Source organism: Murimonas intestini (assembly GCF_024622195.1).
Lineage (GTDB): Bacteria > Bacillota > Clostridia > Lachnospirales > Lachnospiraceae > Murimonas > Murimonas intestini.
Genome location: NZ_JANKBI010000015.1, coordinates 136,494 through 149,982, shown reverse-complemented (window position 1 = coordinate 149,982; position 13,489 = coordinate 136,494). Strand labels below are relative to the sequence as shown.

11 protein-coding genes are annotated in these 13,489 nt (G+C 46.6%); 1 reads left to right on the top strand and 10 read right to left on the bottom strand.

The window, feature by feature from the left end; all coding sequences use genetic code 11:
• Nucleotides 1-625: 625 nt before the first annotated feature.
• On the top strand, nucleotides 626-1,606 hold the full coding sequence (locus tag NSB28_RS18890) for a DUF3795 domain-containing protein (protein WP_257497859.1): 981 nt from the start codon (nucleotides 626-628) through the stop codon (nucleotides 1,604-1,606).
• On the opposite strand, the gene NSB28_RS18885 is transcribed toward NSB28_RS18890, so the two are convergent.
• The 10 genes from NSB28_RS18885 to pfkB form a co-directional block, all read right to left on the bottom strand.
• Entirely contained in the window at nucleotides 1,581-2,243 is a 663-nt protein-coding gene (locus NSB28_RS18885) for an HAD family hydrolase (protein WP_109748154.1), read from the bottom strand. The genes NSB28_RS18890 and NSB28_RS18885 overlap by 26 nt on opposite strands.
• Nucleotides 2,216-2,908, bottom strand: a complete 693-nt coding sequence (locus NSB28_RS18880; RefSeq protein ID WP_257497860.1) for a hypothetical protein — start codon at nucleotides 2,906-2,908, stop codon at nucleotides 2,216-2,218. The genes NSB28_RS18885 and NSB28_RS18880 overlap by 28 nt, the downstream gene beginning before the upstream one ends.
• A gap of 37 nt (nucleotides 2,909-2,945) precedes the next feature.
• Nucleotides 2,946-5,069, bottom strand: a complete 2,124-nt coding sequence (locus NSB28_RS18875; RefSeq protein ID WP_109748152.1) for a hydantoinase/oxoprolinase family protein — start codon at nucleotides 5,067-5,069, stop codon at nucleotides 2,946-2,948.
• A gap of 15 nt (nucleotides 5,070-5,084) precedes the next feature.
• On the bottom strand, nucleotides 5,085-6,434 hold the full coding sequence (locus tag NSB28_RS18870) for a citrate transporter (protein WP_109748151.1): 1,350 nt from the start codon (nucleotides 6,432-6,434) through the stop codon (nucleotides 5,085-5,087).
• 15 nt (nucleotides 6,435-6,449) lie between these two features.
• Nucleotides 6,450-7,484 carry a 3-dehydro-L-gulonate 2-dehydrogenase gene (yiaK, locus tag NSB28_RS18865; protein ID WP_109748150.1) on the bottom strand — a complete coding sequence of 345 codons (1,035 nt, stop codon included), beginning with the start codon at nucleotides 7,482-7,484 and terminating at the stop codon, nucleotides 6,450-6,452.
• A 317-nt stretch (nucleotides 7,485-7,801) separates the two neighbouring features.
• The gene (locus NSB28_RS18860) at nucleotides 7,802-8,791 is read right to left on the bottom strand and encodes a LacI family DNA-binding transcriptional regulator (RefSeq protein ID WP_109748149.1); all 990 of its coding nucleotides are present in this window, start codon (nucleotides 8,789-8,791) and stop codon (nucleotides 7,802-7,804) included.
• Nucleotides 8,792-8,838: 47 nt separating this feature from the next.
• The gene (locus tag NSB28_RS18855) at nucleotides 8,839-9,654 is read right to left on the bottom strand and encodes an alpha/beta hydrolase (RefSeq protein WP_109748148.1); all 816 of its coding nucleotides are present in this window, start codon (nucleotides 9,652-9,654) and stop codon (nucleotides 8,839-8,841) included.
• Between the two features lie 28 nt (nucleotides 9,655-9,682).
• Nucleotides 9,683-11,590 carry a putative bifunctional diguanylate cyclase/phosphodiesterase gene (locus NSB28_RS18850; protein WP_109748147.1) on the bottom strand — a complete coding sequence of 636 codons (1,908 nt, stop codon included), beginning with the start codon at nucleotides 11,588-11,590 and terminating at the stop codon, nucleotides 9,683-9,685.
• A 192-nt stretch (nucleotides 11,591-11,782) separates the two neighbouring features.
• Complete coding sequence (locus NSB28_RS18845) at nucleotides 11,783-12,367, bottom strand: TetR-like C-terminal domain-containing protein (RefSeq protein WP_109748146.1); 585 nt, start codon at nucleotides 12,365-12,367, stop codon at nucleotides 11,783-11,785.
• 182 nt (nucleotides 12,368-12,549) lie between these two features.
• Complete coding sequence (gene pfkB / locus NSB28_RS18840) at nucleotides 12,550-13,482, bottom strand: 1-phosphofructokinase (protein ID WP_109748145.1); 933 nt, start codon at nucleotides 13,480-13,482, stop codon at nucleotides 12,550-12,552.
• Nucleotides 13,483-13,489: the final 7 nt, after the last annotated feature.

The window sequence follows — 13,489 nt, the reverse complement described above, 5'->3', positions numbered from 1 at the left end:
CAAAAGTGAGCGCTTGCGCTCAAGGCCGGAGCTGTCTGAGGGGCGTTTGCATCAGCAAATGCACCGAGTTTCCGGCCGCCTTTTGCGTTTCAAGCAGTCTCCGTGGCCTTAGAGTTTCACGACGCAGCGGTTGGACTGAACCACGAACTCTCCCACCCGCCTGTCCCTCCCACTGATTCACTACCTACAATGCAAAGCGTCCTCTCCGCCTCTAATCCCCTAAACAGCAATTTCTTTAATTGTACGTTCCCCCTCCTCCCTCCCGCATGATAAAATCCTATACATATATGTCAATAATCTACACTTTTCCCCAATATACACACAGCACAGTCCACATATTTCGGTGTGCAGACTGTTTTTTTACTACCTTATTAGTATTAGCGGGAGACATGTTATGATGTGATTTATAATGAGAAATGATCAAGATAATTGGAAATGAGCGTCTGTGATTTGGGACTCTCCTTGCATACGCCGCCGGGTAGCCGGTACCGCCAGAAAAATATTTTGTTTGTATGGAGAACTATGACATACTGTTGTCACAGATTATGTGTTAAAGTGGATATATGGTAAGGCACAGCGCCATATATAAAATGCTTCTGCATATCCGCCAAAGGAGGACTGATCTATGAACCCATATACTAAATGCCCTGAATTTGAAACTGACAGTTTCACGCTCCGTCTTGTCAGGCCATCTGATGCCGAAGACCTGCTTGGCTGTTATTCTGATCCTGAAGCAGTTAAGAGAGTCAATGCTGACTGCTGCACTACTGATTTTAATTTTACTGAGCTGGAACAGATGGAGGAATGTATTGATTTCTGGCTTGAGGAATATGAAAGGCGCTCCTTTGTCCGTTTTTCAATAATCCCTAAAACGGCCGGAAGGGCTGCAGGTACACTGGAGATTTTCGGAGGCAGTTTTAATGCTTCTTCTGATATTTCAGATACTTCTGCTTCAGATGCTCCTGGTACTTCTGACGCTTCAGATTTTGGTGTTCTGCGTATTGATCTTTCCAACGCTTACTGGACGGATATGTACTTTGAGGAGCTTATCAGGCTTGTTGTCCTGACTATGATCCCTGATTACAGGATCTTTGACCTGAAAATAAAGACTTCGAATATTCCGGACAAGACAGCGGTTCTGGAGAAATACGGCTTTGTACCCTCAAAGACCTTCCGCCCTGAAAGTGGTTATTATGAAAGAGTACTTCACACACATTTCTGTCCTGACAAGGGAATAGCATTCTGCGGACTTGCCTGCTGTGTCTGCAGCGAAAACACCGGATGTACAGGCTGCAGACAAGAAGGCTGCAGGGATAAGGAATGGTGCAGGCCATACAGATGCTGTAAGGACAGGAAACTGAACGGGTGCTGGGAGTGTAATGAATTCCCCTGTGATAATCCTATGCTCAATAAACCCAGGATCAGGACATTCGCAGAACTGGCAGATAAATACGGTGAGAATGCGCTTGTGGAGGCTCTGGGAAAAAACGAATCAGCCGGCCTTCAATATCACTATGAAGGCCAGCTGACTGGTGATTATGATCTTACAGAAGACAGATCCCATATTACACAAATGGTTTTCAGAGATAAGACGGAACCTCTCTGAGTGTCCGGCAGACTGCCAGGCAGAGGGACGATATTTCCTCATCCGGCTCCTGCAGGTCAGGTACCATTATGACACTGCATCCCGCTGCCGCCCCTGCACGCACCCCGCTGAAGCTGTCTTCCAGTACAAGACAGCGTTCAGGCGGCAGGCCCAGTTTCTCCGCAGCTGCCACAAAGACATCCGGCGCCGGTTTTCCTTTTTTTATCTCTGTACCACAGACAGATTCTTCGAAATCAAATGGCAGAGAGGCATGGGAAAAATACCACTCGACTGTTTCCCGCTGTGTAGATGTGGCGATCGCTTTTCTGTACCCTTTCTCCTTTAAAAACTTAAAGAGCTCAGGCAGGCCTTCCTTAACAGGTGTCCCTTCTTTCTCAATATATTCTGTCACATAGGCTGTGCGGACATTTCTGGCCTCATCATAGCTGATACTTCCCTGATACCATTCCTGGAATAAAGCCCTGCCTGCAATCACATTCCGGCCCCGCATCTGCCGCAGCTCATTCTCTGAAATTGTAAATCCCAGCTGTTCTCCCGCCCTCTTCCAGCCCCGGGCAGCCACTCTCTCTGTATCAAACATCAGGCCGTCCATATCAAATATGACTGCATCTATTTTGTGCCCTGACTTTCTTTCCATGCCTTCATCACCCTTTCGTATAATTCCGCCGCAGCTGTTTCATCATATAAATATAACATAATTATATCCAGGGCAAAAGGAGAAAAATCTAACGCCAATAATTCACGTGCAAAGGCCATGCCTGCGATCTCACTTAAGGCCGCCACTGCTGAGCGGTTTGTAAAAGGCTTTCTCCAGAGTTCTATTTTTTCTGTTCTTGTATAGATGGTTTTAGATTTTTGTGATTCAATATAATGGAATATCTCATGGGCCAGAAGTATCTCCTCCAGCGAATGGCCGCAGATGCCCCCGAGACTGAGCCTTGCATCCATCCGCCTGAGAACTTCTGCAGAAATAGTGATCTCATCAGGCTCTGTAAACCAGGCAAAGATTATGTGGCAGCCTCCGTTTTCGCTGTTATCATAAATTGTTTTTAGTCCGAGTACTCTGCACAGGGCTGCAGGACTGGCATCACCATGTCTTTCCATGACCGCTGCCGCTTCATACCTGCCGCAGCTTACAGACTTCCTGATAAATTCAGCCCTCTGCTCTGCTTTAATCTTATTTTTTAGAGGTTCTCTCCAGAAAGCGTATTCACCCCAGAATTGTTCCGGTACCGCCATCAGTTCTTTAAACCATGCATACAGTTCAGCCATTGCCGCCTTAGTCCTTTCCTGTTTGATCACTCTGCCCTCAGGGCCTGCTTCAGACACGCTTTGGCAGTTAAATATCGTTCTTGGCCCCTACGATAATGACATCCTCATTTGGATCTGCCATCTGCATATCAAGTTCCATCAGCATCATGATCTGCTCCAGTTCCACACTTCCTGAGAAGTCCATAACTCTGCCGCCCACACAGATGTAATAGTCAGGCCTCATGATAGCATCTGCTTTATACACGGCCAGTTCTTCCCACATCCTGGTTACCTCATTTCTGTAGGCCCCTGCCTTTACACATGAAGCTGCCGCCTCATTTCTCTGAACCTTAATAAATCCTTTCTTGTCCAGTATCCTCACAGGAGTCTTTCCGCCTCTCTTCATTCCAAACACATAGAATGACGGAGTCTTGCACAGCAGGTCCACACTGCCCTTTTCTGCCCTCAGGTCCTCAGCTGCCAGCTGATGGGCCTCCTCTTCTGTACATTCTTTCAGAAGGTCTGTCGTCTTTACCTCCGTAGAACCCAGCGCAATAGCAGACAGCTTTGAGGTCTGGGCATCTATTTCTATATGCACCTCCACCGTATCAGGCGATGCACCGCTCTCCACAGCTTTATTGACGGCCTCCGCCTTAATGCTCCTGATATCTTCCTGTGTCGGGTTTGGCACCACACGCTCCACTACATCACGGACCATAGCCAGAGCCACGCCAATCGAAGATATGACCTCCGCATTTTCCGGTATACTGTATTTTAAATTCATTTTGTCTGAACAGAAGCCTATCAGCGCAGCCGCCCCGCCGCCCACACCTACCAGGCTGATCTGGTCGTGCTCAAGCTTATACTTCTCCGCCAGCTCTGTAATGACGGGCTCGATCTTTTCATAAGCTTTTGTGAGAATCTGTCTCGCCGCATCCTCAACTGAAGTATGCATGTAATCTGCCAGCGGCTGCATGGCCTTCCTTGCGGCAGCCGCATTTCCGTATGAAAAGTGCTCCGGCTTGATCAGCCCCAGCACATTGGCCGCACACGTATTTGTGATCGTGATCCTTCTGCCGTTCTTACATCTGATGGCAACATAGTCTGAAGGGTCCCCTTCCCTGGGTGAGAAAAATTCTACCTGCGGATCCACGATCTCTTGTTCATCTGTAAAGACTGCATAGTCCAGACCTGCTATATGAGCCGAACGAGGCCCTACATCCGTCACACCGCTTTTAGATGCTCTGACCATGCTGCCGCCGGCTACTCCCAGAACCCTCACATCAAGGGAGCTGATATATGTCCTGTGTCCTCCAACAACAGAATAATCAATTGCAGGACGTCCGTTTTTAATGACTCCTATATTTGTGGTGGTGCCTCCTACCTCAAAATAAACTCCATTCGATGCCCGCAGATACATGAGGGACCCCATTACGCTGGCCGCAGGACCGGAGAGCATAGTCAGGACAGGCCTCTTTTTCATCTCATTGATCTCCATTACACCGCCGTCTCCGCGCATTATCATCAGCGGCACTTTAACACCTGCCTTACGCACACTCTCCTCCGTAGAGTTTGCCGTGTTAAGCATTTTAGGAAGAATACTTGCATTTATGGCTGCTGTCCTGGTCCTCCTGGTCAGTCCGTAGAGCTTTGTGATATCCGAGGCCATAGTTGTTTCCATTCCCTGCTTTACAGCTATGTCATAGATTCCCTGTTCATCTTCAATATCATCTACCCCAAAGGCAGTAGACGCGGCTATGACCTGGGCCCCTTCTTCCTTCAGCTCCTTCACGGCCTGTCCCACACTCTGGTCGCTCAATTCCTTCTGTTTGATATACCTTCCCAGTATTTTTATTTTGCGGCCGCTTCCAAGGTCAATATCCTTGAGCATAGTCTCCTTTTTAGCCAGAAAACCTTCTATTCCGCCCGCACCTGAGCCTATTATCCCCACATTTGCCACATCTCCCTCTATCAAAGCATTTGTGGCCTGTGTTGTACTGTGCGCCACAAAAATGACATCTTCCGGCGCTATATTATTTTCCTTTAAACAATTCTGGAAGGCTGCCACCACACCTGTGGCTACCCCGTATTTATCATCATGTGTCGTCTTCACTGAAGATTTCCCGATGATCTCATGTGTTGCATTGTCGATCGCAACCGCCTTCGTGTGAGTCCCCCCAACATCGATACCCATGCGTACCTGTCTGCCCATTTTTTCTTCCTCCTCTTATCCGAACATGAAATAAGTGACTGCCTGTGCTATGATACAGATGATCCACCCGGCCGGTACACTCAGCTTCAGAAAATCTTTTGCTGTTACTTTTGAATAATTGATGCCCCACACGATCCACGACTGTGTCACACAGCAGGAAACATTCATGACTGTGGAGGATATGAATATGAGCGGGAATATGTAGCTTACCGGGAAACCAATCCCCGTCAGGATTCCAAGTGTCGCCGCACCGCAGCCGAACATGGTCAGCGGCCCTCTGAAAAGTCCCAGCGGGGATAAGAAGGCAAATGCCACACTGATCACAAGAGTATTCTGCGGGATAATCCCTCCCAGCAGCGCGTTAAAATACGGTACACAGAGGGAAGAAGCCTTATTAAACATCGGTACGATCAGCAGGAAGCCAACAAGCGGCGCAATGTCTACAACCCCGTCGTAGAAGGTCTTGTTCAATACCCGGCAGGCTGTCTTAAAATTTTTAAGCCTTCCGCATGCGGCCAGGGCATAAAAGCTTCCGATCAGAAATCCCAGGATAATTGGAACCTTCAGTACAATGAGCAGAAGTACCGGAATAAATGGGCTGACCAGGGCACGGCCTGGCACAAAGATTTCTTTATGCTTCTGTGGATGGTCAACGCTCCATGCGTGCACTGTCTTCTTTTTGCACATGGTAAAAAGAATCATCAGGACCGTAATCAGCAGCTGTACTGCCAGAATAATGGCTCCCCAGCGGATAAAGGTATCATCATAATGATACAGCGCTTTTCCATTCTCATCCTGAAAGAATGCCGACACAATAGAGAACTGCACAGGATTGATGAACATGCCTGCTCCGATGGAAAGCATAAAGGAAACTGTTGCCACCGCCTTGGGAATTCCAAGGGAGATCAGGATAGGCAGGATGATAACTCCTATGGCTACCACGGCTCCTGCTCCGTACATACTTGAAAATATGGCTGTTGTCACCACAGAAATCAGGATGCAGATGATCGTGGGACGGTCACCGCCCAGTTCTACTGTTTTACGGATCAGTGTGGATGCTATTCCCGTCTCCAGAAGTACCCTGCCAAATAAGGAGCCGAAGACTACATTTACAAGTACCGAGCCCCAGCCCTCAGGCCCGCCCTGAAACACATTGGTGAGTGCGTCAATGACCGATATCTTCACCACCCCCGCATTTGCCGCTATAAATTCCGGATTAGTTACAAGGGCATTGCCTATCAGGGGCAGAACCGTCCATATAACAGCCATAACCAGCATTCCCATCATCAGATTGCCGCCCTTCACTGCATATACGGCAAGCCCGATAAATGACAGAACTAATAAAACACCTATAATATATTCCATGAGATCTCTCCTCTTCTATTTTATACTTTCAGGCTCCTGTTTTTCAAGTGCCCGGATCCTCTCCCATACCTCTTCCAGTACCGGTATCCCGTCACGCATATTCTCCTCCCTGGTGAGGATCGTCCTTTCTCCGGGATAATAAATAGAGCCGCCCTCTTTTACCGGTTCTGAACTGTGGATGTCTGCTGTGATCCTGTCTATGATCTCATCTGTCATTTCCTTTGTGTTAAACTTTTCGGGATCTATTGCTATGAATACCTGAGACAGCCCTATCTCCTCTTCGTATTTTTTCCCTATGTCACTGACCGCATTTGCTCCCGAAAGTACTGCCGCTATCATATCAAAGGCAACAGACAGACCGCTGCCCTTCCAGTATCCTATGGGCAGTACCCTCCACGTCTCTTCAATCTCACGCGGATCAGAAGTAATACTGCCATTCCTGTCAAAGCCGCCCGGCACAGGAAGCTGCTGCCCTTTAAGCCTTGCTTCTTCAATTTTGCCATAGGCAAACTGTGACATGGCACAGTCCACTACCACATGTTTTCCGTCACTTCTGGGAATAGCCATTACAAACGGATTATTTCCGATCCTCCTGTCCTTTGCTCCCCAGGCGGGCATATTCGGCATTGTATTCGTCCAGCATAATCCCACACATCCTGCATCCGCCGCCTGCCATCCATAGCTTCCTGCCCTCAGCCAGTGGTTGGTATGACCAATTGCCACCACGCCTATCCCGCTCTCTTTTGCCATCTGACACGCCCTGTCCATGCAGATGACAGCGTTCAGACAGCCCAGGGCAAAATGGCCTTCATATCTCTCAAAGCTTCCAAAGCCACCCACCTTTTCGGCTGCTGCCCTTGGATCAATGACTCCCTTGTCCATATAGGAGACAAGTTTTGGAAACCTGTTGACGCTGTGGGAATATACTCCGTCTGCAGCAGATTTTGCTATGATCGTGGAGGCTTTCCCGGCATTTTCCTCATTAAATCCCCGGCTGATCAATATGGTTTCAAATTCTTTTCTCAAATCTTCGTACTGGATTCTTAACATCTTATTCTTTCCTCTCTGTCCATGACTGTTCAGTTTTCTCTCATTGCAATCGATTGTAGTTTTATATTATCACAATCGATTGCAATATTCAATACATGTCATCTTGTATTATTTTATAAAGTTTACTAACATTTTTTGTCTGTTTTTCACAAATACTCCTGAATATCCATATTTTTATCCCGGTTTTCTTTCACGCAATTTTGCAATCGATTTCTTTTCAAATTATTATTATTCGATGATACTTCTTTTAACATCCTGCTCTGAAAGAAAATGGCATCCGCCGGCTGGAACGAGCCGCGGATGCCATGCTATCCATATTAAGTACTCTCTCTTTCTACAATATCTGAAAACAGCATCAGTCTTTTTGTGTTTGTCTTTCCTTCAACAGCCTCCACCAGAATCCTGGCGGCTTCATATGCCATTTCCGTCATTTTATTATCAAGAGATGTAAGCTTAGGGTATGTAAGCTCCCCGTATATTGTGTTATCTATTCCTAGTACTGCCTTATCTTCCGGTATTTTGTATCCCAGGTCCCAGAATGCCCTGACCGCCCCTGCCGCAATCACATCTTCCGAGTAGATGATCCCCTCTACCTCTCCATGTTTCCTGAGCAGCCGGACCGTGGCCTCATACCCGCTCTCCCTGTCCGCATCTGCCTCCTCAATGATCAGATCACTGCTGTCATACCCAAATTCTTTCATCTTTTCCTGGTACCCCTTCAGCTTGGCCATGCTGCTCGGGGAATCCATTGTACCAATATAAGCCAGTTTTTCTTTCCCTTTTTTTCTTAGCAGCTCTACGCACCGCTTTACCCCGTCGCATTCATCCACAAGCACACCATAGACATTTGGAAGATCCAGATAGCCGTTCGCCAGCACTACCGGCACCTCTCTCAGATGCTCAAATATCCCCTGCTTCACCTGCTCATTCTGAAACATTGAGCCAACCAGCAGGGCTCCGTCCACACGTCTCTGCTCCAGAAGCTTCAGTCCCTCAGCCATCTGATCCTCTGACGGGCCTGCATTAATGATGATCGCGCAATATCCTCTCTCTCTGAGATAGTTTTCCACCACGAATGCCAGGTCAGTATGGTGGGCGCTGCGGATATCCACCACAAGGATTCCTATAAGCCTTGTATTCCTGTTAACAAGTCCCCGGGCATTCTCATCAGGTGTATAATTATATTCTCTCAGCAGCTGCTTTACCTTCTCACGCGTAGATTCTTTTATGCCCGGCTTCTCGTTAATTACACGTGACACCGTGCTGGCTGATACACCGGCCATTTTGGCAATATCATAAATGGTCATATCTTCATTCCCTTCTGCTAAGCAGTAAAGATTTCAGGATCTATTCTCTACCTCACAAAATTGCTCTCAATCCATTCATGGGCAAGAGACACCCAGCTCTGGCATTCTCTCTGAACACCATATCCATCATTGCCCATAGTAAGTTCATTTGCCAGTCCCAGGCCATGGCCGCCTTTCTGGAATATATGGTATTCAGCAGGAATTCCCTGTCTGTGCAGTGCTGCAAAAAGCAGCATGGAATTTTCTACAGGAACACAGTCATCCTCCTGGGTATGCCACAGAAATGCAGGGGGAGTATTTTCACTCACCTGCTTCTCCAGAGACATTTCATCCTTTAACTCTTCATAACGGTCTCCCAGAAGACATTTAAAACTGCCTTCATGTGCATATTCCCCTGAAGTGATGACCGGATAGCCCAGAATCATTCCATTGACCCTGAACATTGACGAATCACACTTATAATATCCGCTGATGATCTCTCTGTTCCAAAAAACACCCAGAGAACATGCCAGATGGCCCCCTGCTGAAAAACCCGCAACAAGTATTTTGTCACAGTCGATACACCACTCTTCTGCATTTTCCCTGAACAGCTTAACTGCCCCGGCTGCCTGCAGCAGAGCTGTGGGATATCTGGCAGGCTCTACGCTGTACCTGAGTACAGCAGTGTGATAACCCATCGCCGTAAACTGAAATGCCACAGCGTCAGCCTCTCTGTCGGAGGTCATTCTGTACCCTCCTCCCGGGCACACCAGCACCAGAGGCCTGGGGCTGTCTGTGTGCAGTTCCTGTGAATTTTCCCACAGATGTACCTGAAGCTTTGCTGTATATCCTTCTGCCTCTACAGTTAAATCTTTCAATATCATTTTTATTCTTCCTTTCTTTATGGACTGTCTAAATCTTGGCAAGGACAGATACTGCCATAGTATTCAAATTCTTCGGGTAAATATTCTCCCGGACTGCTTCTGTCCTCACATCTATAAGCTTTTCAAATTCTTTTACGGGCATGGGCTTATAATATATAAATCCCTGGACCAGGTCACATCCTGCTTCCTTAAGGAATTCTACCTGCTCCTGCGTCTCGATTCCTTCAGCCACGACCCTGATATTTAATCTTCTGACCATGTTAATTATGCTTCTGACTATCAGCTTTTCTTTTTCTATGTTGCCGCTGCTGTTCCTGAAAAACATGGCATCCAGCTTCAGAACATCTATCTGAAGATCCTTGAGCATTCCCAGGGAGGAATATCCTGATCCAAAATCATCCAGGGAACACCCAAATCCATTCTCATGGAGTTCTGACACTATTTTCAGCATATACTTCTGATTTTCAAAGGCTACTGTCTCCGTAAACTCTATTTCCAGCATGCCATCCGGAACATTATACTTGTCCTTTATCTCTCTGTACTCCTTCACAAAATCAGGATTATAAAACTGCAGCTTTGAGACATTGATTGAAACAGGCTCTACCAGCACGCCTGCCTTTATCCTGTTTTGGAACCAGATACATATCTTCTCAAATATATACTTGTCCAGTTTTCCTATTACATGGTTTTTTTCCATTATAGGGATGAATTCTCCCGGAGGAAGCATCCTTCCGTCTGGAAGTTTCCATCGCGCCAGCGCTTCCGCGCCGGAAATTTTTCCATTTGCCAGAGAGACCTTTGGCTGCAGATATACTACAAACTCACCCTTCTCCAGCGCACTGTCTATTCTGTCCCTGATCCTGTTTTCTTCAATCATTTTCTGCCTGATGCTCTCGTTATAAAATGCATAGTGCAGTTTAGGATCATTTTTAACTGTTTTCTGGGCAAAATTAGCCCTGTCTATCAGCCCCTGAACATCCAGATGTTCTATAACGTCCTCGATGCAGCAAATACCGCAGGCTACAGTCACCATATGTCTTCCGGGAAGTCTGCCTCCCTTTTCAAAAAACTTTTTATCAACATCCTTCTGCCTCTGCAGCAGCTCATCTTTATCCTCATAACAGCGCAGAGCAGTAAAACGGTCAGCAATGCTTCTCCCCACAGCCTCTGCTTCCCTTGTGTCCTTCAGCATCAAAGCCGCATAACTCCTGAGCATTTCATCCCCATACGTATAGCCGAACACATCATTTATATATTTAAAGTTCTCTATGTCGATGTACAGGATGGCAAACTTCCTGTCAGGATACTGGACCAGGATATTTGAAGCTTCTCTGTTAAATTCTGCCCCATTATAGACTCCTGTCAGCTTATCCCTGCTGGCGATATCCTTCAGCTCCCTGTTCGTTTTCTTCAGATCAAAGAAACTTTTTATATAATAGATGAGCAGTATAAGACATATGACTGACACTGCTGAAATAAACATTCCCAGCTGTGATGACCGGTATGAAGAATATCTCTCAAGCGAGAACACTGTATCATTTGCAATTTTAAATAATTTTTCACTCTCATCCAGCAGGGCCGTCTTAACTTCGCCCTCCCGCACTTTACGGATCTTTTCCAGCACAATATTCCACTGCGCATCCAGCAGCTCCAGATTTGCATTATACTCTTCCGAACGAGTCAGTGCCAGTCCAAAATCCCCTTCACCTGTCCTCAGCTCCTTCAGGATTGCCCCAACATATTCTGCCAGATCATCTTCTTCTATGCCGTTTGTCTCCAGCTTCACAAGTCTCTGGGATGCCCCCCTGACTATTCCCACATAATTGATCAATGTCCCATAATTACCGATATCATGTATCATTTTTACTGATATGCCGCTTATAATCAACAGGCACAGAAACAATACCGGAAAAAATACCCTCATATATTTTTTCATCTGTATCCTCCCAGACACCCCATACTATGTCTGACATCTATTCACATTTTTCTTTTACCACGGCACTGTTTACTGCCCCAGTATTCTGCCCCAACACCTCTTTATTCCCTGCAATACATTCTATCATTTTAAGCGCCGAAAAGCAAACCCTTTCCGCATGATGAGAAGGGGCTTCCACTCATTCTAACTGTCTTATTTTCCCTGTTCTGTCTGCCTCGGCCTGTCTATCCTGTACTTGTTCAGAGCCCTGGTAATATCTCCCTGTATAAGCACGCTCAGATGTCCCACTATTTCTTTTGGATCTTGTTTCATTCCCTTTCTGATCCAGTCAAGCATCAGGCCTACAAATGCAAATTTATAAAAATCAGCAATAAATTTCTTATCTTCATCACGCACGCTCATACCCTGAGCCTGTTCCTCCACCACTCCGATCATAAGGTCATATGTAACCTCATACAGATACATCTCCACCTGTTCACGGCTGACAGAATGGTAAACGTTCATGATGAAGGGCTTATTCATCAAAACTGCATTAAATATCTGCAGGAATCCCTGCTGCCATGTCTCATATGTCTTCTTTCCGTTCAGCGCCTTAGAAGCCTCATCAAGACACATCCATTCTATCAGGTCAAATATATCCTTAAAATGATAATAGAAGGTCTGGCGGTTGACCTCACAGTCTTCAACTATATCTATAACCGTTATTTTATCAAGGGGTTTTTCAAGAAGCAGCTTTTTAAGGGAAGCAGCCAGGGCCCTCTTTGTAGTCTGTGACAATTCACTTACTTCCTTTCCAATATCTGTTTTTATAATAATGAGTTCCTTAGTAAGCGGACCTCCGTCTGACTCATTGTGCTCATTATATCATTATGAAATAGTTTAGGCAAACTGTAACTAGTATAACGTGATGGTTCGCTGGGAGTTATACCAGAGCCGTTGCGGCAAATCTTTTATACATCCTAACCTAAAAATGTGAATACTGCCCGGCTTTTTAATGCCTCTGCCAGTTCCTTCGACGGCGGCTTTGTACCCTGTGTAGTTACAGCCCCGGCTGAGACGGCCATACACAGCCGTATCTTATCTTCCATGCCCATTCCATTCTCCCAGGCATATGCCAATGCTCCTGCCATAGCATCCCCTGCCCCCACTGTAGAACAGGCCTTTACAGGGATCGCCGGGCAGAATATCCTGTTTCCCTTTTCCAGAAATACAGCTCCCTCCGCCCCCATAGAAACTACTGCCATACCAACTCCTGCATCAGTCAGGGCCTCTGCTGCCTTTGCTGTCTCTATAGCGGAAGAAAATTCCGGCACTCCTGCATACTGGGCCAGTTCTTCCTTATTAGGTTTAATGATCTCAGGCCTGTATTGGACAGCTTTTCTGAATGCCTCCCCGTCGGCATCCAGCAGAACCTCCGCACCTTTTTTATGTACCATCTCAATGATCCTTGCATAGATATCCGTATTTATCCCCATAGGAAGGCTTCCTGAGAGCACAAAAAGCACTCCCTCGCCAGCATATCCCTCCAGCTTTTTAAGCAGCTCCTCCTCCTGGGCAGCTGTGATGTACGGCCCCGGTTCATTCAGCTCAGTGACCATCCCATTGTCTTCGAAAACCTTTGTATTAGTCCTCGTCTCTCCGTCCACAGCGACAAAATCTGATCTGATCCCTTTTTCCCTCAGATATTTTTCTATCTCTCTCCCTGTATTGCCGCCCAGAAAACCTGTTGCTGTCGTTTCCATTCCCAGTTCACTTATTGTCTTTGATACATTGATGCCTTTTCCGCCTGCATCCCATTCTGCTTTCCTTATCCTGTTGAGTCCTCCTCTTTTCAGGCTCTCTATTTCCACTGTTTTATCTGCGGCCGGATTCATTGTTACTGTAATTATCATTTTGTTT

Bases quoted from the DNA above. Each gene is read 5' to 3' on its own strand.
- NSB28_RS18860 (WP_109748149.1), bottom strand. From the start codon at position 8,791: ATGACCATTTATGATATTGCCAAAATGGCCGGTGTATCAGCCAGCACG.
- NSB28_RS18870 (WP_109748151.1), bottom strand. From the start codon at position 6,434: ATGGAATATATTATAGGTGTTTTATTAGTTCTGTCATTTATCGGGCTT.
- NSB28_RS18890 (WP_257497859.1), top strand. From the start codon at position 626: ATGAACCCATATACTAAATGCCCTGAATTTGAAACTGACAGTTTCACG.
- pfkB (WP_109748145.1), bottom strand. From the start codon at position 13,482: ATGATAATTACAGTAACAATGAATCCGGCCGCAGATAAAACAGTGGAA.
- NSB28_RS18885 (WP_109748154.1), bottom strand. From the start codon at position 2,243: ATGGAAAGAAAGTCAGGGCACAAAATAGATGCAGTCATATTTGATATG.
- NSB28_RS18855 (WP_109748148.1), bottom strand. From the start codon at position 9,654: ATGATATTGAAAGATTTAACTGTAGAGGCAGAAGGATATACAGCAAAG.
- yiaK (WP_109748150.1), bottom strand. From the start codon at position 7,484: ATGTTAAGAATCCAGTACGAAGATTTGAGAAAAGAATTTGAAACCATA.
- NSB28_RS18850 (WP_109748147.1), bottom strand. From the start codon at position 11,590: ATGAAAAAATATATGAGGGTATTTTTTCCGGTATTGTTTCTGTGCCTG.
- NSB28_RS18875 (WP_109748152.1), bottom strand. From the start codon at position 5,069: ATGGGCAGACAGGTACGCATGGGTATCGATGTTGGGGGGACTCACACG.